The organism is Pseudomonas sp. TUM22785, from assembly GCF_028198105.1.
GTDB classification, from domain to species: Bacteria; Pseudomonadota; Gammaproteobacteria; order Pseudomonadales; family Pseudomonadaceae; genus Metapseudomonas; species Metapseudomonas solani.
Genome location: NZ_CP116239.1, coordinates 5512078 through 5529606, shown reverse-complemented (window position 1 = coordinate 5529606; position 17529 = coordinate 5512078). Strand labels below are relative to the sequence as shown.

14 protein-coding genes are annotated in these 17529 nt (G+C 67.2%); 7 read left to right on the top strand and 7 right to left on the bottom strand.

Annotated elements, in window-relative coordinates; translation table 11 throughout:
• Window positions 1–60: 60 nt before the first annotated feature.
• Both PI990_RS25175 and PI990_RS25170 read left to right on the top strand, forming a co-directional pair.
• On the top strand, window positions 61–1164 hold the full coding sequence (locus PI990_RS25175; RefSeq protein WP_271658822.1) for an efflux RND transporter periplasmic adaptor subunit: 1104 nt from the start codon (window positions 61–63) through the stop codon (window positions 1162–1164).
• Window positions 1165–1170: 6 nt separating this feature from the next.
• Window positions 1171–4245, top strand: a complete 3075-nt coding sequence (locus PI990_RS25170; RefSeq protein WP_271658821.1) for an efflux RND transporter permease subunit — start codon at window positions 1171–1173, stop codon at window positions 4243–4245.
• 128 nt (window positions 4246–4373) lie between these two features.
• Here PI990_RS25170 and PI990_RS25165 read toward each other — a convergent pair whose 3' ends face one another.
• Together PI990_RS25165 and PI990_RS25160 are read right to left on the bottom strand one after the other, a co-directional pair.
• On the bottom strand, window positions 4374–6107 hold the full coding sequence (locus tag PI990_RS25165) for an AMP-dependent synthetase/ligase (protein WP_271658820.1): 1734 nt from the start codon (window positions 6105–6107) through the stop codon (window positions 4374–4376).
• A 33-nt stretch (window positions 6108–6140) separates the two neighbouring features.
• A complete protein-coding gene (locus PI990_RS25160) occupies window positions 6141–6974 on the bottom strand; it encodes a crotonase/enoyl-CoA hydratase family protein (protein WP_271658819.1) in 834 nt (277 codons plus the stop codon).
• A 101-nt stretch (window positions 6975–7075) separates the two neighbouring features.
• On the opposite strand from PI990_RS25160, the gene PI990_RS25155 reads away from it, so the two are divergent.
• Both PI990_RS25155 and PI990_RS25150 read left to right on the top strand, forming a co-directional pair.
• Window positions 7076–7678 (top strand): TetR/AcrR family transcriptional regulator, encoded by a 603-nt coding sequence (locus tag PI990_RS25155; RefSeq protein ID WP_021219470.1) that lies wholly within the window; start codon window positions 7076–7078, stop codon window positions 7676–7678.
• Window positions 7679–7702: 24 nt separating this feature from the next.
• Window positions 7703–8905 carry an aromatic ring-hydroxylating oxygenase subunit alpha gene (locus PI990_RS25150; RefSeq protein ID WP_271658818.1) on the top strand — a complete coding sequence of 401 codons (1203 nt, stop codon included), beginning with the start codon at window positions 7703–7705 and terminating at the stop codon, window positions 8903–8905.
• A gap of 257 nt (window positions 8906–9162) precedes the next feature.
• On the opposite strand, the gene PI990_RS25145 is transcribed toward PI990_RS25150, so the two are convergent.
• The 5 genes from PI990_RS25145 to plsB all read right to left on the bottom strand — a co-directional run bounded on the left by PI990_RS25145 (window position 9163) and on the right by plsB (window position 13809).
• Window positions 9163–9840, bottom strand: a complete 678-nt coding sequence (locus PI990_RS25145; RefSeq protein WP_043244051.1) for a DUF4197 domain-containing protein — start codon at window positions 9838–9840, stop codon at window positions 9163–9165.
• Between the two features lie 31 nt (window positions 9841–9871).
• Entirely contained in the window at window positions 9872–10270 is a 399-nt protein-coding gene (locus tag PI990_RS25140) for a YbaY family lipoprotein (RefSeq protein WP_263400020.1), read from the bottom strand.
• A gap of 76 nt (window positions 10271–10346) precedes the next feature.
• On the bottom strand, window positions 10347–10880 hold the full coding sequence (locus PI990_RS25135; RefSeq protein WP_271658817.1) for a hypothetical protein: 534 nt from the start codon (window positions 10878–10880) through the stop codon (window positions 10347–10349).
• Complete coding sequence (locus tag PI990_RS25130) at window positions 10877–11140, bottom strand: hypothetical protein (protein ID WP_271658816.1); 264 nt, start codon at window positions 11138–11140, stop codon at window positions 10877–10879. Before PI990_RS25130 ends, PI990_RS25135 begins: the two co-directional genes overlap by 4 nt.
• 164 nt (window positions 11141–11304) lie before the next feature.
• On the bottom strand, window positions 11305–13809 hold the full coding sequence (plsB, locus tag PI990_RS25125) for a glycerol-3-phosphate 1-O-acyltransferase PlsB (protein WP_271658815.1): 2505 nt from the start codon (window positions 13807–13809) through the stop codon (window positions 11305–11307).
• 228 nt (window positions 13810–14037) lie between these two features.
• Between plsB and PI990_RS25120 the strand changes: the two genes are divergently transcribed.
• From PI990_RS25120 to PI990_RS25110, 3 genes are read left to right on the top strand one after another with little or no spacing between them, the layout of a single operon-like run.
• Window positions 14038–14961 carry an ABC transporter ATP-binding protein gene (locus tag PI990_RS25120; RefSeq protein WP_271658814.1) on the top strand — a complete coding sequence of 308 codons (924 nt, stop codon included), beginning with the start codon at window positions 14038–14040 and terminating at the stop codon, window positions 14959–14961.
• A complete protein-coding gene (locus PI990_RS25115; protein ID WP_271658813.1) occupies window positions 14958–15692 on the top strand; it encodes an ABC transporter permease subunit in 735 nt (244 codons plus the stop codon). Before PI990_RS25120 ends, PI990_RS25115 begins: the two co-directional genes overlap by 4 nt.
• A gap of 1 nt (window position 15693) precedes the next feature.
• Window positions 15694–17529: a GldG family protein gene (locus PI990_RS25110; RefSeq protein WP_271658812.1), complete on the top strand. Its 1836-nt coding sequence runs from the start codon at window positions 15694–15696 to the stop codon at window positions 17527–17529.

Below are 17529 nucleotides of genomic sequence, written 5' to 3'. Positions count from 1 at the left end.
TTTTTACTATACTCGGCAGTATAAATATTCCAACAGCACTTTTGCGAAAGGTCATACACCATGTTCCGCCATGTCCTGCCCCTCGCTCTGCCTTTGACACTCTCTTTGCTCGTCGGTGCCTGTGGCAACAGCGAGACCGTCCAGCAATCGATACGTCCGGCCATGGTGGTGCAGCCACAGCCCGCCGGCGACGCGATGGTGACCTATCCGGGCGAAGTGCGCGCCAGGCTGGAGCCGGAACTGGCGTTCCGCATCGGCGGCAAGATCACCCGGCGACTGGTGGACGTGGGGGACCGGGTGAAGGCCGAGCAGCCGCTGGCCGAACTCGACCCGCAGGATGTGCGCCTGCAACTGGAAGCCTCCCGCGCCCAGGTGACGGCGGCCGAGGCCAACCTCAAGCTGGTGCGCGCCGAGCGTGATCGCTACAAGACCCTGCTGGACCGCAAGCTCATCAGCCCCTCGCAGTTCGACAACGTCGAAAACCAGTACCGCTCCGGCGAGGCGCGGCTGAAACAGATCCAGGCCGAGTACAACGTGGCCAGCAACCAGGCCGGCTATGCCGTGCTGCGCGCCTCGCAGAACGGCGTGATCGCCACCCGCCGCGCGGAAGTGGGCCAGGTGGTGGCCGCCGGGCAGACCGTGTTCACCCTGGCTGCCGACGGCGAGCGCGAAGTGCTGATCAGCCTGCCGGAGCACGCCATCGACCGCTTCAAGATCGGCCAGGAAGTGGCCGTTGAACTCTGGTCGCAGCCCGACAAGCGTTTCCCCGGGCGCATCCGCGAGCTCTCGCCGGCCGCCGACCAGCAGTCGCGCACCTTCGCCGCGCGCATCGCCTTCACCGCCGGCGAGGTGCCCGCCGAGCTGGGCCAGAGCGCCCGCGTCTACATCCAGGCCAACGGCGAGGTGCCGCTGTCGGTACCGCTCTCGGCGCTCACCGCCGAAGCCGGTGCGCCGTACGTCTGGGTGGTTAACCCGGACAGCTCGAAGATCGAACGCCGCCCCGTGCGCGTCGGCCCCTACGGTGAAGACCGCGTACCCGTGCTCGAAGGCCTGAAGCCCGAGGACTGGGTGGTCGCCGCCGGTGTCCAGGTGCTGCGTGAAGGCCAGGAAGTCCGCCCCGTGGACCGCGCCAACCGCGCGGTGAAGCTGATCGCCAAGGAGTAGGGCAGAGTGAACTTCAACCTTTCCGCCTGGGCGCTGAAGAACCGTCAGATCGTCCTCTACATCATGCTGCTGCTGGGCATAGTCGGTGCGATCTCCTACACCAAGCTGGGGCAGAGCGAAGACCCGCCCTTCACCTTCAAGGCCATGGTGATCCGCACCAACTGGCCCGGCGCCAGCGCCGAGGAAGTTTCCCGCCAGGTCACCGAGCGCATCGAAAAGAAGCTCATGGAGACCGGCGAGTACGACAAGATCATTTCCTTCTCCCGCCCCGGCGAATCCCAGGTGACCTTCCTCGCGCGGGACTCGATGCATTCCAACGAGATCCCCGAGCTCTGGTACCAGGTGCGCAAGAAGGTCAGCGACATTCGCCACACCTTGCCCCAGGGCATCCAGGGGCCGTTCTTCAACGACGAATTCGGTACCACCTTCGGCAACATCTATGCGCTGACCGGCGAGGGCTTCGACTACGCCGTGCTCAAGGACTACGCCGACCGTATCCAGCTGCAACTGCAGCGGGTCAAGGACGTGGGCAAGGTCGAGCTGCTCGGCCTGCAGGACGAGAAGATCTGGATCGAGCTCTCCAACACCAAGGCCGCTACCCTGGGCCTGCCGCTGGCCGCCGTGCAGCAGGCGCTGGAAGAGCAGAACGCCGTGGCCGCCGCCGGCTTCTTCGAGACGGCCAGCGACCGCGTACAGTTGCGCGTCAGCGGGCGCTTCGACTCGGTGAAGGAGATTCGCGACTTCCCCATCCGCGTGGGTGACCGCACCTTCCGCATCGGCGATGTCGCCGACGTGCACCGTGGCTTCAACGACCCACCCGCGCCGCGCATGCGCTTCATGGGCGAAAACGCCATCGGCCTCGCGGTCTCGATGAAGGCGGGCGGTGACATCCTCATCCTCGGCCAGGCCCTGGAAGGCGAGTTCGCCCGCCTGCAGGAAACCCTCCCGGCCGGCATGCAGCTGCGCAAGGTCTCCGACCAGCCAGCGGCGGTGAAGACCGGCGTGGGCGAATTCGTCCGCGTGCTCACCGAGGCGCTGATCATCGTGCTGCTGGTGAGCTTCTTCTCCCTGGGCCTGCGCACCGGCCTGGTGGTGGCGCTGTCGATCCCCCTGGTACTGGCGATGACCTTCGCCGCCATGTACTACCTGGGCATCGGCCTGCACAAGATTTCCCTCGGCGCGCTGGTGCTGGCGCTGGGCTTGCTGGTTGACGACGCGATCATCGCGGTGGAGATGATGGCCATCAAGATGGAGCAGGGCTACGACCGGCTCAAGGCGGCCAGCTATGCCTGGACCAGCACGGCCTTCCCCATGCTCACCGGCACCCTGATCACCGCCGCCGGCTTCCTGCCCATCGCCACCGCGCAATCGGGCACCGGCGAATACACCCGTTCGATCTTCCAGGTGGTGACCATCGCCCTGCTGGTGTCCTGGATCGCCGCCGTGGTCTTCGTGCCCTACCTGGGTGACCGCCTGCTGCCGGACCTGGCCAAGCGCCACGCCGAGAAGCATGGCGGCAGCGGCGCCCACGACCCCTACGCGACGCCCTTCTACCAGCGCGTGCGGCGCGTGGTGGAGTGGTGCGTGCGTCGGCGCAAGACGGTGATCGTGCTGACCCTGGTGGCCTTCGTCGCCGCCATCGCGATGTTCCGCTTCGTGCCCCAGCAGTTCTTCCCGGCCTCCGGGCGCCTGGAGCTGATGGTCGACCTGAAGCTGGGCGAAGGCTCCTCGCTGAGCAACACCGAAGCCGAAGTGACGCGCCTGGAGAAGATGATCAAGGAGCACTCGGGTGTGGATAACTACGTGGCCTACGTGGGCACCGGTTCGCCGCGCTTCTACCTGCCGCTGGACCAGCAGCTGCCGGCGGCGAGCTTCGCCCAGTTCGTGGTGCTGGCGAAGACCATCGAGGACCGCGAGGCCTTGCGCAGCTGGCTGATCCAGACGCTCAACGACGAGTTCCCCAGCCTGCGCACCCGCGTCTCGCGCCTTGAGAACGGCCCGCCCGTGGGTTACCCGGTGCAGTTCCGCGTCTCCGGCGAGCACATCGACGAAGTCCGCGCCTACGCCCGCAAGGTGGCCGACAAGGTGCGCGAGAACCCCCACGTAGTGAACGTGCACCTGGACTGGGAAGAGCCGAGCAAGGTGGTGCGCCTGAACATCGACCAGGACCGCGCCCGCGCCCTGGGCGTGAGCACCGCCGACCTGTCGCGCTTCCTGCAGAGCTCGCTCACCGGCTCCACGGTCAGCCAGTTCCGCGAGGACAACGAGTTGATCGACATCCTCCTGCGCGGCACCCCGCGTGAGCGCCAGGAGCTGGCCCTGCTGCCGAGCCTGGCGGTGCCCACCGACAGTGGCAAGAGCGTGCCCCTGTCGCAGATCGCCACCCTGGAATACGGTTTCGAGGAAGGCATCATCTGGCACCGCAACCGCCTGCCTACCGTGACCGTGCGCGCCGACATCTACGACAAGTCGCTGCCGGCCAGCCTGGTGGCGCAGATTCTGCCGACCCTGGAGCCGATTCGCGCCGAACTGCCCAGCGGCTACCTGCTGGATGTAGGCGGCACCGTGGAAGACTCGACCCGTGGGCAGAAGTCGGTGAACGCCGGCGTGCCGCTGTTCATCGTCGTGGTGCTGACGTTGCTGATGCTGCAGCTGAAGAGCTTCTCGCGTACGGCGATGGTGTTCCTCACCGCGCCCCTGGGGCTGATCGGGGTGACCCTGTTCCTCCTGGTGTTCCGCCAGCCCTTCGGCTTCGTGGCCATGCTCGGCACCATCGCCCTGTCGGGGATGATCATGCGCAACTCGGTGATCCTGGTGGACCAGATCGAGCAGGACATCGCCGCCGGCCTGGACAAGTGGCACGCCATCATCGAAGCCACGGTGCGCCGCTTCCGCCCCATCGTGCTCACCGCCCTGGCGGCGGTGCTGGCGATGATCCCGCTGTCGCGCAGTGTGTTCTTCGGCCCCATGGCCGTCGCCATCATGGGCGGCCTGATCGTCGCCACGGCGTTGACCCTGCTGTTCCTGCCGGCGCTCTACGCGGCCTGGTTCCGGGTCAAGGAAGTGCCCAGGGCCGTGTAGGCCGGGCTGAGGTACGAGGCCCAACGTTGCGATGCCACCTCAGGCATCGCGCGTTGGGCCTCGCTGCGCTCGGCGCCACCCTACGGACTGTCCGTAGGGTGGTGTAGAGCGCAGCGAAACCCATCGATTCATTCGTACATCCCATCCAGCAGCAACGCGAAGTTGCGCTCCACCACCGGGCGCTTGAGCTTCTGCGTTGGCGTCAGTTCGTCCTGCTCCTGGCTGAGCAGGCGCGGCAGCAGGGCCCAGGCCTTGATCCGCTCCACCTGGGACAGCTCGGCGTTGATGGTGTCGATGTGCCCCTGCAGCTCCGCCAGCAGCGCCGGCGCCTGCAGCCAGGCATCGGCATCGCCCGCCAGGCCCTGGCGTTTCGCCCAGATGGCCAGACTCTGCGGCTCCAGGGCGAGCAGGGCGCTGAGGTGCTTGCGCCGGTCCCCGTGGACCAGGGCCTGTTCCACCAGCGGGTGTTGCTTGAGGCGCGTCTCGATGGGCGTCGGGGCGATGTTCTTGCCGCCGGCGGTGATGATCAGTTCCTTCTTGCGGCCGGTCAGCCAGAGGTAGCCGGTGGCGTCGATCCGCCCCAGGTCGCCGCTGCGCAGCCAGCCATCGAGGGTGAAGGTTTCGGCGGTCTTCTCCGGTTGCTGGAAGTAGCCCTGGAACACATGGGGGCCGCGCACCAGCACCTCGCCGTCGTCGGCGATGCGCACTTCCACGCCGGGCAAGGGCCGGCCCACCGAGCCGGCCTTGGTCGGGCCGCCTTCGTTGCTGGTGAGAAAGGCGGTGGACTCGGACATGCCCCAGCCTTCGTACAGGGGCAGGCCGAGGGCGGCGAAGAAGTTCACCAGCTCGGCGTCCAGCGGCGCGCCACCGCTGACCAGGGCGCGGATGCGCGAGCCGAGCAGGCGCTGGCGCAGGCCGTTGAGCACCAGGCGCCGGGCCAGTTGCAGGCGCAGCCCGCCGCGCTGGCGAATACCGGTGCGCAGGGCCCAGTCGAGCACGCGGCGCTTGCCGGGCGCCAGGGTCTGACGCTGGGCCATGACGGCGGCGTGGAGCTTTTCGAAGAGCCTGGGAACGCTGCCGAAGAAGTCCGGCTGCACCTCGGCGATGGCCCGGGGCACATCATTGATATCCGGCACGTAGGCGGCCTGGGCGCCACACCAGAGGCGCTGGTAGTGGCCAATCACCCGTTCGCCGACATGGGCCATGGGCAGGAAGGCGAGCCCGGTGTAGCGCGGGGGCGGCAGTTGGTAGGCACTGATGGCAGCCAGCAGGTTGCCGTGGCTGAGCATGGCGGCCTTGGGCTCGCCGGTGGTGCCGGAGGTGAACACCAGGTTGGCCAGGGCCTGGCGGTCGAGGGCCTGCCACCGCTGGCGGACTTGCTCGGCGCTCACCCTGTCGCCCTCGGCGATGAAGGCGTCCAGGCCCGTCGCGGCGCCGTCCGCCTCGGTGTCGATGGCCACCACGCGCAAGCCCGGCAGCGAGACGCCACGGGCCTGTTCCAGGCGCTCGACGAACAACAGACGGCAATCCGCCCGTTGCAGTTGCTGGGTCGCCTGCGCCAGGGTGAGGCTCTGGTAGAGGCCAACGCTGACGGCGCCGGCCATGAGCACGGCGAAGTCCAGCAGGCTCCATTCGAGGCGGGTGCGGCACCAGATCGCCACGCGGTCGCCGGGCTCGACGCCGGCGGCGACCAGGGCCCTGGCCAGGGCCTCGCTGCGCTGTGCCACGGTGCCCCAGTCGAGGCTGCGCCAGGCGTCGTTTGCCCGCACCTGGGCGGCGGGCCAGTCGGGCGTCTGCCGGGCGCGCCAGGCGAGCAGGGCGGGGATGCTGGGAAGCTCGGCCGGCGGTTGTTGCGTCGTCATCGAACACCTCCTGTACTCGTGGGACGGCGGGGCTCAGGGAATGGGCTGGCCCGAATCGCGCTCCTTCACCGCCTGGGCGAACCCGACTTCCTCGCAACGCGCCTTGAAGCGCACGCCTTCCGGGCTGTGGCGGGTGATGCCGTCGAACAGTGTGGCGAACATTTGTGTGGTTTCCAGGCCCATGTTGTGGAAGGCCTGGTTGATCATCAGCTTCTGCATCATCAACTGGTTCCTTGGGATGCCCTGCATACGCGCGCTGAGCGCTTCCACCGCTGCGTCCAGCTCGGCCAGGGGCACGCTCTGGTAGACCAGGCCCAGGCGCTGGGCCTCGCGGCCGTCGATGAGGTCGCCGGTGAGGAGCATGCGCTTGGCCTTCTCCGGGCCCAGGCGGTAGACCCACATGGCGGTGGTCGGGCAGCCCCAGACCCGCGCCGGCGGATAGCCGATCACCGCTTCGTCGGCCATCAGGATCAGGTCGCAGCACAGGGCGATGTCGCTGCCGCCGGCCACCGCCGGGCCGTGCACCTTGGCGATCACCGGCTTGTAGCTGCGGAACAGGCTCATGAAGTGCTCGGTGTTCTTCTTCATCAGCGCGTAGTCGACCATCGGGTCCCAGGGCATTTCCTGGCTGCCGTAGATGCCGCGCGGGTTCTCGGCGAAGAACTTGAGGTCGTAGCCGCTGCAGAAACCACGGCCGGCCCCGGTGAGGACGATCACGTGCACCGCGTCGTCGGCATTGGCGCGCAGCACGGCGGCTTCGAGGTCGGCGGGGAGGCGGTCGTCGATGGCGTTGAGCCGCTCGGGGCGGTTGAGGGTGAGGGTGGCGATGCGGCCGTCGACCGCGTAGTGGACGGTGGAATCGGTCATGGAAGCGCTCCGTGGTTTTTTATTGGATCGGGGCTTGGCGTGTCGGGAGAAATAAGTAAACTGAATTCACTTTTCCTGTCCAGCGCTTTATCGAGAGCCCCATGACCGATCTTTCCCCCAAGGCCCAGAGAACCCGTGCCAGCCTGCTGGACGCCGCCCGCGACGAATTGCTGGAGCTCGGCGGCGGCCTGGAGGTGGGGCGGGTGGCGGAGCGGGCCGGCGTCTCGGTGGGGCTGATCTACCGCTACTTCGCCTCCCGCGCCGGGCTGCTGGCCGCGGTTGCCGAGGACTTCCACGACCGCTACCAGGCCGAGGTGATGGTCGCCGACCCGCTGCCCGGCGCCGAGGACTGGTGCAGCCGCGAGGAGCAGCGGGTGCGCCGCGCAGTGCAGTTCGTCTATGCCGAGCCCCTGGCACCGCTGCTGCTGGTGAGCCTGGCGCGGGAGCCGGAGGTGGCCGCGCTGGAGGCCCGGCGCATCACTGAGAACGTGCGCCAGGGCGCCGACAACATCCGCCGGGGCCAGGTTGCCGGGCAGCTGAACGCCAGCCTCGACCCGGAGCTGGTCTCGGCGATGATCCTCGGTGGCATGCACCAGGCCCTGCTCGAAGCCCTCGGCCGTTCGCCGCGCCCGCCGGCCGATCAGCTGTCGCGGCAGCTCTGGCATTTCATCCGGGGTGCCCTGGCGCCACTCCAGCCGACATGACCCCAACAACAAGAAGAGGCAGGCATGCAGCACGCGACACAGGTGGAACTGCTGAAGAAGACGCTGGCGCTGGCCGAACGGGGCCAGTCCGATTGCCTGGAAGCGCCTTCATCGTTGGCGGTGGACAGCTACCTCGACGAGACGCGTTACCGACGTGAGCGGGACGAGGTGCTGCGCCGCGAACCGCTGCTGGTAGCACGCTCCAGCGAGGTGACGGCGGGGCGCTTCATCACTCGGGACCTGCTGGCGCCATTGCTGCTGGTGCGTGACGAGGCGGGACGGTTGCGCGGCTTCCTCAACGTCTGCAAGCACCGTGGTACCCAGTTGGTGGCGGAGGCGGAAGGGGCCAACCGGGTGTTCGTCTGCCCCTACCATGCCTGGGCCTACAACCCCGATGGGCAACTGCGCGGCATTCCCCATGGCTACGGTTTCGAGGGCGTCGACCGGGGCTGCCTGAACCTCACCGAGGTGCCGGTGGCCGAGTGCTTCGGCGCCATCTGGGCGCGGCACTCGCCTGGCCCCGCACTGGACATGCCGGCGTTCTTCGGCCCCGAGCTGATGGCCGACTTCAGCAGCTTCGCCCTGGAGGGGCAGGTGCTTTTCGACCCGCGCGACATCCGCCGGCCGGTGAACTGGAAGTTGACCATCGACACCTTCTTGGAGAACTACCACGTGGCCAAGGCGCACCAGGCCACCATCGACCCCCTGTTCTGGCCCAACCTGGGGTTGTTCGAGCGCTTCGGCCGGCACATCCGCAACTACTACGTGAAGCGCAACCTGCGCGAGGTGCTGGAACAGCCGGAATCCGAGTGGGACCTGCGGCGCCACGGCAACCTGCTGTACTTCATCTGGCCCAACACCCTGGTGCTGGTGGAGCCGGACCATATCGACTTCTCCAGCGTCTTTCCCGGCGGCCCGCTGGCCACCCGCGTGCTGGGCTACAACCTGCTGCTGGAGGAACCGGCGACGGACAAGGCCCGGCGCTATTTCGAGAAGAACAACGAGATTCTTTATTCCGCCCTGGAGGAAGACTTCGCCATGGCCGCGCGGGTGCAGGACGGCATCCGCGCCGGCGCCAGCGACCGCCTCTGGCACGGGCGCTACGAGCAGGCGTTGCGCTGGTTCCACCAGGGGCTGGATGAGGCGCTGGGGGATTCCCGCGTCGAGGTGGTGGGGCGGGTTGATCGCGAGCGCGGTGAAACCCTTCGCGGCGGAGCCCAGGATTGAACCTGTGCCGCGTTCGACTCCGCCTGGTGGAGGTCCTATACAGCGGTCGCGCTCAAGCGGTGGGGCCTCTGTAGGGGCGACTTCAGTCGCCAAGCGGTGCGCAGCGCCGCCGCCCTTGTGGGAATTCATTCGCGAATCACGCCACTACGCAGTCTCGGGCGTTGGTCCGTTGGGCCTCGCTGCGCTCGGCGCCAACCTACGGTGCTTGAACAAAAAAGCCCGGCGCTTGGCCGGGCTTTTTCGTTTCGGGCTGAGGCTCAGAGCACGCCGAAGACCTTTTTCGCCAGGCCGGTGGCCGCGGCGGCGGGGTTCTTGCGGATGCTGGCTTCCTGGTCGGCGATCATCTTGAACAGGCCGTCGAGGGCTTCCTCGGTCACGTAGCTTTCGATGTTGGCGCTCTTGGCGTCGACCACACCGAAGCTCGCGGCCTGGCCGGCGAAGCTGTTGTACTGCTTGGCCAGGCCAACCTGGTCGGTGGCTTTCTTGACGATGGGCAGGAACTTGGCGCGCAGCTGTTCGCGGCTGGTCTTGTTCAGGTACTGGGTGGCGGAATCCTCGGGGCCGGAGAGGATGCCCTTGGCGTCCTGCACGGTCATCTTCTTCACCGCGTCCACCAGCAGCGCCTGGGCTTCCGGCACGGCGGCTTCGGCGGCCTTGTTCATGCTGGCTTCCAACTGGTCGACCTGGGCACCCATGCCCATCATCTTCATGGTCTTGGCGGCCTTGCCGAGTTTGCCCGGCAGCTCGATGCGCACTTCGGGGTTTTCGCTGAAGCCGCCCGGCTTGCCGAGTTGCTGCACGGCGACCTTGGCGCCCTGGGTGAGCGCGTCCTTGAGGCCGCCGCTGGCGTCCTGCTGGCTGAGGTCGCTGAGGGAGAGGGCGAAGGCGCTGGCGGAGAGGGCGAGGCCGGCGACCAGGGTGGTGAGTCGGAACATGGCGGCATCCTTGTGGCGGAAAGGCGGGTTGTCAGGGAACGGCATCGACCTTGATGCGCAGGGGCTGCGGGTCGCTGCCGTCGAGTTTAACCGAGTGGCGCTCGGTGCTGATGAACAGCAGCTTGCCGTCGCGCTCGATGCGCGCGCTCACCGCATAGTCATGGCCGGGCTGCAGGTTGGCCGGGTCGTAGCTGAGCTGGAAGGGCAGGGGCACCTGGCCTTCGACCCGGCCCTGCTGGTAGGCGAGCTCGCGGGCGGGGGCATCGGCCAGCGAGACGTCCTGCAGCGAGACGCGCAGCGTGGCATCCGGCGGCAAGGCGCTGCGTTGCAGGTAGAAGACCTCGCCATTGAGATGGACCTGGGTCGGGGGCTGGACGGTGGTGCAGGCGACGAGCAGGGCGCTGGCGAGCAGCAGGCTGGGGGACTTCATGGGGCCTCGTGGTTCGATGGACAGCGATACACACACTATAGAAGCCAGGGGGCGGGGGTACAGCCCCGCGTGCCCGTCAGTCCTCGAGCGGTGGGCGGTCTTCCAGGGCCTGGGTGATCGTCTGCAGGCGCTGCCGGGCGTTGATCAGCTGTTCCAGCTGCTGCGCCAGGGTCAGGCTTCTGCGGTGCAGATCCGCCTCGCGCTCGTCCAGTTCGGCGGCCCGGCCCGCGAGCCTGGCAGCCTCCGCCCGCAGGTTTTTCGCCTGGGTGCGCTGCTCGGCGTCACGCCTGGCGAACTCCCGGGCGCGCGCTTCGCTGAGGGCCTTGAATCGGGCCAGGCGTTCGACGAGGTGGTGTTCCAGCTGTTGCAGGCGCGCTTCCCGGGCAGACGAGGGGCGCGCTGCGGCCTGGGGCTGGGCGGGGATGGACCAGGTGCTGCCTTGCGGCTGGCGGGACACCTTGCCGGCCACCGCCATGAGCCGTGTCAGGGCGTCCTTGCCGAGCAGCACGGAGCGGTGTTCTTCCAGGCGGCTCGGCTCCACCGGCTCGATCAGCGGCAGCGCCTTGAGGTTCAGCAGGTGGAATTCCAGGGGCTTCCGACGCGCGGTCATGGCGTGCGCTCCCGGGTCAGTTCCTTGAGCACCCGTTTCACCTGGGGCCAGTGCTCGGCGTCGATGGTGTCGAGGCTGTAGCCCTCGGGGTGGATGCGGATTTCGGCGATGTAGGCCTTGCAGCGCTGGCCGGGCTGGGCTTCGTCGAGGGTGTAGAGGAGGAAGTCGCGCTCCAGGGCGGCGATCCCGAAGCAGCAGAGGATGGCGGCGTTGACGACCTGGCCGTCGGCGTTATGGATGGGGATTGATCTCAGCAGCATGGTCGGCACCGTCCCTGTGGGTGGAGTCCTGCGTAGCGCAGGTCGGTCATGGTACTGAGCGGCCGCACGGCAGCCGTTCGGCAGGCTCCGATGCAGCCTGTAGGCGAGTTCTCTAAATCGACAGGGTGAAACAAGGCCGGCCCCGGGCGGGGCCGGCTTGGGGGTCAGCTGGCTTCGGCGGGCGCTTCGGCTTCGGCGTCCACTTCGCCCTGGCGCTCCAGGGCGACCTGGCGGATCGACAGGCGGATCTCGGCCGGCAGCACGCGCTTGGCGGCGCCTTCGGCGAGGTCACCCAGGGCCGGGTGGTAGCTGAGCTTGCCGGCTTCGTCCTGGCGCAGCACGCGCTGGTCGAGGAGGGTCTGGATGAAGTGGCGGAACAGGCTCTTGTCGAAGAACTCCGGGGCGTTGAGGCCGTGGAGGATCGACAGGCGCTGGGCCATCACGGTGCACAGGTCTTCCAGTTCCTCGGCGGCCAGCTGGTTCTGCCCGGCGTTGAGCAGCAGGGCGATGGCCATGTAGAAGCGTTGCAGGGTCTGGGCGATGGAGCGCGAGAGCAGCGTCAGCAGCACGAATTGGCGCGAGCTCGGCGCCGGGCGCACATAGGTTTCGTTCTCGAACTTCAGCAGCCCCTGTTCGACGAAGGCCTCCAGCCACTGGTCGACCACGGCATCCAGCTCGTCCAGGTTCCAGCGGATGAACAGTTCGGCCTGCAGGTAGGGGTAGAGCGCGCGGGTGTAGCGCAGGATCTGCTCGCGGCTCATGCGCCCGCTGCTCTGGAAGAAGCTGGCGAGCAGCGCCGGCAGGGCGAAGATGTGCAGCACGTTGTTGCGGTAGTAGGTCATCAGGACGGCGTTCTGCTCGTCCAGGTAGAGGATCTTGCCCAGGGCGTCCTTCTGCTCGGCCAGCAGGTTCATGCTCTGCACGTACTGGATCAGCGCCTGGCCATCGCCTTCCGGCAGGGTGGCGTGGGGCGAGTAGGGCACGGCGCGCAGCAGGGCCAGGTAGAGGTCGAGCACGCGGGTCAGGGCGCGTTCGTCCAGGGCCAGGCGACTGGTGGAGAGCAGCGCCAGGGCCACCAGGTTGACCGGGTTGATCGCTGCCGCGTCGTTGAGGTGGCGGGCGACGCGGGTGGCCAGCTTGTTGGTGGTGTCGCTGAGCCATTCCGGGCGGTACTGCGGGCCCAGTTCCTGGTCGCGCCAGGTCGGCTGTTCCTGGTCGAGGAATTCGGCGAGCTTGATCGGCTCGCCGAAGTTCACCGCGACGCTGCCGAAGCGCAGCTTGAGGGCGCCGATGACCTTGAAGATGTCGAAGATGGATTCCTTCTTCTTGCTCGCGCCACGCAGCTCGCCCAGGTAGGTGCGGCCTTCCAGCACGCGCTCGTAGCCGATGTAGACCGGCACGAAGACGATGGGCAGGCGCGAGGAGCGGAGGAAGCTGCGCAGTGTGATGGCGAGCATGCCGGTTTTCGGGTGGAGCATGCGGCCGGTGCGCGAACGCCCGCCTTCGACGAAGTACTCCACCGGGAAGCCACGGCTGAACAGGGTGTGCAGGTATTCGTTGAATACCGCGGTGTAGAGCGGGTTGCCCTTGAAGGTACGGCGCATGAAGAAGGCGCCGCCGCGACGCAGCAGGCCGCCGATCACCGGCATATTGAGGTTGATGCCGGCCGCGATGTGCGGTGGGGTCAGGCCGTTGCGGAACAGCAGGTAGGAGAGCAGCAGGTAGTCGATGTGGCTGCGGTGGCAGGGCACGTAGATGACTTCGTGGCCCTGGGCGATCTCCTGCACCCCTTCGATGTGGTTGACCTTGATGCCTTCATAGAGCTTGTTCCAGAACCAGCTCAGCACCACTTCGAGGAAGCGGATGGCGGTGTAGGCGAAGTCGGAGGCGATCTCGTTGCCGTACTTCAGCGCCTGGGCCTCGGCTTTGGCCGGGCTGATCTTCTCGCGCTCGGCTTCCTCGGCTATCACCTGGCGCACCTGGGGCGCGTGCACCAGGCCCTTGACCAGGTTGCGGCGGTGGGAGAGGTCGGGGCCGATGACGGCGGTCTTCTGGTTGCGGAAGTGCACCCGCAGGATGCGCTGCACCATGCGCTGGGTGCGCTCCGGGCCCTTGCCCTGGGCGATCAGCTCGCGCAGGTGGATGGGGGCGGAGAACTGCACGCGGGTCTTGCGCCCGAGGATGAGGATGCTGACCAGCTTGCGCAGGCGCCCGGTGACGGCCCAGCTGTCGGCGAACAGCAGCTTCCAGGGGCTGGTCTCGCGGTCCGGGGACTGGCCCCAGAACACCGTGACCGGAATGATCTGCGCGTCATCCACGGCGTGCTGCTGGATGGCGTCGAGCACCCGCACCAGGGTCGGCGAGGTGCCGCGCTTGTCCTGCCCGCCGAACCAGCCGGGTTCGGGGGTCAGGTAGAAGAAGGCGGCGGGCTCGAGGGTGTCGCCCACCGCCACCGGCAGCACCGGGCGGGGCAGGCCGGCCTTGGTGCACTCCCCGTCCACCACCGCCAGGTCGCTGGCCGAAGGTTGCTGGAGCACATAGAGCACCGGCTTGCTGCGGTCGAGCTTGAGGGTGAAGGCGGACTGGTTGATGGTTTCCGAGCGCACCCAGAGATAAAGGAGGCGGCGCAGGGTACCGAAGGCCAGGCGGCGGAAGGGCGAGCGGGTCATACGGAGTCTGTAGTCGAACGAGCGAGTGCTCGGGGTGGCTAGTTTGCCGTATTCGCCATCCAGCCGCAAAAAGCACCTAACGGTCTGAAAACCATGGGGCCGCCAGGAAACTTCCGGAATCTTCTGCTGTCTTGCTATGCCGCCGGGGGACTCCTTATAGTCCGCCGGCGTTTTGCAAGGCCCCAGCGGCCAGCATGGCCGGGGGCTTTTCCCTTTGGGGTAGAGGCCATGATCGAACTAAAAAAACTGACCAAGCGTTTCGCGCAGCACACAGTGGTGGATGACCTGTCCTTCGGCGTCCAGCAGGGGGAGGTGCTCGGCTTCCTCGGCCCGAACGGTGCCGGCAAGTCCACCACCATGAAGATGCTCACCGGGTTCCTCGCGCCGACCTCCGGCACTGCGAGCGTGCTCGGCTTCGACATCCAGACCCGCACCCTCCAGGCCCAGCAGCAGATCGGCTACCTCCCCGAAGGTGCGCCCTGCTATGGCGACATGACGGTGCGCGGCTTCCTCGAGTTCATCGCCGAGGTACGCGGCTTCCGTGGCGCCGAGAAGAAGCAGCGGGTGACCCGCGCCGCCGGCCAGGTGGAGCTGGACAAGGTGCTGGGGCAATCCATCGATACCCTGTCCAAGGGCTTCAAGCGCCGTGTCGGCCTGGCCCAGGCGATTCTCCACGACCCTCGCGTGCTGATCCTCGACGAGCCCACCGACGGCCTCGACCCTAACCAGAAGCACCAGGTGCGCCAGCTGATCCAGAGCCTGGCCCAGGACAAGATCGTGATCATTTCCACCCACATCCTCGAAGAGGTGGCGGCGGTGTGCACCCGCGCGGTGGTGATCGCCGCCGGCAAGCTGGTAGCCGATGGCACCCCCTACGAGCTGGAGAGCCGTTCGCGCTATCACCAGGCGGTGACCCTGGTGGCCGACGAGCCCCTGGATCCGCTGGCCCTGGCGGTGCTGCCGGGCGTTGCCGGCGTGGAGGAGAACCCCCACGGCAGCGGCCTGACGGTGCTGGCCAAGCCTGGCGAGGTGATCTTCCCGCAGGTCAACCAGCTCATCCACCAGCGCGGCTGGAAGGTCAAGGAGCTGAATGTCGAGCGGGGTCGCCTGGATGAAGTGTTCCGCAGCCTGACCCGGGGAGAGGCGGCATGAAGCAGTTGCCGGTCATATTCAAGCGCGAGCTGGCGAGCTACTTCGCCACGCCGCTGGCCTATGTGTTCATCGTGATCTTCCTGGTGCTGTCCGGGGTCTTCACCTTCTACCTGGGTGGTTTCTTCGAGAGCGGCCAGGCCAGCCTCGCGCCCTTCTTCAACTTCCACCCCTGGCTCTACCTGTTCCTGGTGCCGGCCATCGCCATGCGCCTGTGGGCGGAGGAGCGCAAGTCAGGCTCCATCGAGCTGCTGATGACGTTGCCGATCACCCGCTTCGAGGCGGTCACCGGCAAGTTCCTCGCCGCCTGGGCCTTCGCCGGCCTGGCGCTGCTGCTGACCTTCCCGATGATCGTCACGGTCAACTACCTGGGCGAGCCGGACAACGGCGCCATCGTCACCGGCTACATCGGCAGCTGGCTGCTGGCGGGCTCGTACCTGGCCATCGGCTCGTGCATGTCGGCGCTGGCCAAGAACCAGGTGATCGCCTTCATCCTCGCCGTGGTCATGTGCTTCCTGTTCATGGTCAGCGGCTTCCCGCTGGTGCTCGACGGCTTCAGCGCCTGGGCCCCGCAATGGCTGCTGGACGCGGTCGCCTCGCTGAGTTTCCTGACCCGCTTCGAGGCCATCAGCAAGGGCGTGATCGACCTGCGCGACCTGCTCTTTTTCGTCACCCTGATCGCCGCCTGGCTGGCCGCCACCGCCGTGGTGGTCGATCTGAAGAAGGCCGACTGACATGAAGAAACTGATGTATTCCAGCGCCGGCCTGCTGCTTATCGCCCTGGCCTTCCTGGCGTTCAACATGGTCTCCGGGCTGGCGCTGACCAACGCCCGCATCGACCTGACCGAGCAGAAGCTCTACACCATTTCCGACGGCACCCGGCAGATCCTCGGGGAGCTGGACGAGCCCATCAACCTGTACTTCTTCTACTCCGACAAATCCGCCAAGGACCTGGTGGTGCTGCGCAACTACGCCAAGCGCGTGGAGGAGATGCTCAAGGCCTATGCCCAGGCGTCGGACGGCAAGATCAAGCTGCACATCGTCGACCCCGAGCCCTTCTCCGAGGACGAGGACAAGGCCGCCGAGTTCGGCCTGCAGGCGGTGCCGCTGCAGCAGGGCGGCGATTCGGTCTACTTCGGCCTGGCTGGGACCAACAGCGTCGATGACCGGCAGATCATCCCGTTCTTCCCCCTCGACCAGGAGGAGTTCCTCGAATACGAGATCAGCCGCCTGGTGCAGAGCCTGGCCAAGCCCCAGCGGCCGGTGGTCGGGGTGATGTCCGGGTTGCCCATCAATGGCGGCTTCGACATGCAGACCCGCCAGCCCGGCCAGCCCTGGATGGTGATGGAGGAAATCCGCCAGCTGTTCCAGATCGAGAGCATCAAGCCCAGCGTCGACCAGATTCCCGACAAGGTTTCGGTGCTGCTGCTGGTGCACCCGAAGAACCTGTCGCAGCAGACCCAGTACGCCATCGACCAGTTCGTCCTGCGCGGCGGCAAGCTGCTGGTGTTCGTCGACCCCTACAGCGAAGCCGACCACGGCGTGCAGATGCCTGGCGAGATGGGCGGCGAGGACAAGGCCTCCGACCTGCCGGCGCTGTTCAAGGCCTGGGGCCTGGAGATGGTGCCCGGCAAGGTGGTGGGCGATGGCGCCTACGCCATGTCGGTGAGCATGGGCGAGGGCCAGCGCCCTGCGCGCCACGTCGGTTGGCTGAGCCTGCCGAAGAAGGCCCTGGACGCCAGCGACATCGCCACCTCCAGCCTGGAGACGGTCACCGTCGCCACCGCCGGCATCCTGCGCCCGCTGGAGGGTGCGAAGACCCATTTCGCGCCGCTGATCCAGAGCTCGGAATACGCCATGCCCTTCGATGCCGGGATCTTCGCCACCCTGCGCAACCCCGATGTGCTGATGCGCGAGCTGAAGCCCAGCGGCGACCGCTACGCCATCGCCGCGCGCATCGGCGGGCCGGTGCAGAGCGCCTTCCCCGATGGCATCGAGGGCCACAAGGACGGCCTCAAGGCGGCGGACAACATCAACGTCATCGTGGTCGCCGACACCGACATGCTCAGTGATCGCATGTGGGTGCAGGTGCAGGACTTCTTCGGCCAGCGCGTGCCGCAGCCCTGGGCCGACAACTCCGGCTTCGCCATCAACGCCCTGGATAACCTGACCGGTTCCGAAGCGTTGATCAGCGTGCGCTCCCGGGGGCGCTTCACCCGGCCCTTCACCGTGGTCGAGTCGCTGCAGCGTGAGGCCGAGGCGCGCTTCCGCGAGCAGGAGCAGGTGCTGCAGCAGCGCCTTGCCGATACCGAGGAGAAGCTGGCCAGCCTGCAGAAGAACCAGGACCCGACCAAGGCCCTGGAACTGACCCCCGAACAACAGGCCACCCTGCAGCAGTTCATGCAGGAGAAGGTGCGCATCCGCAAGGAGCTGCGTGAGGTCAACTACCAGCTCAACGCCGATATCGAGAAACTCGGCCGTACCCTCAAACTCATCAACATCGTCCTGGTTCCGCTGGTGCTGACCCTGGGCGTGCTGCTGCTGTGGTTCTGGCGTCGTCGCCGGGCCTGA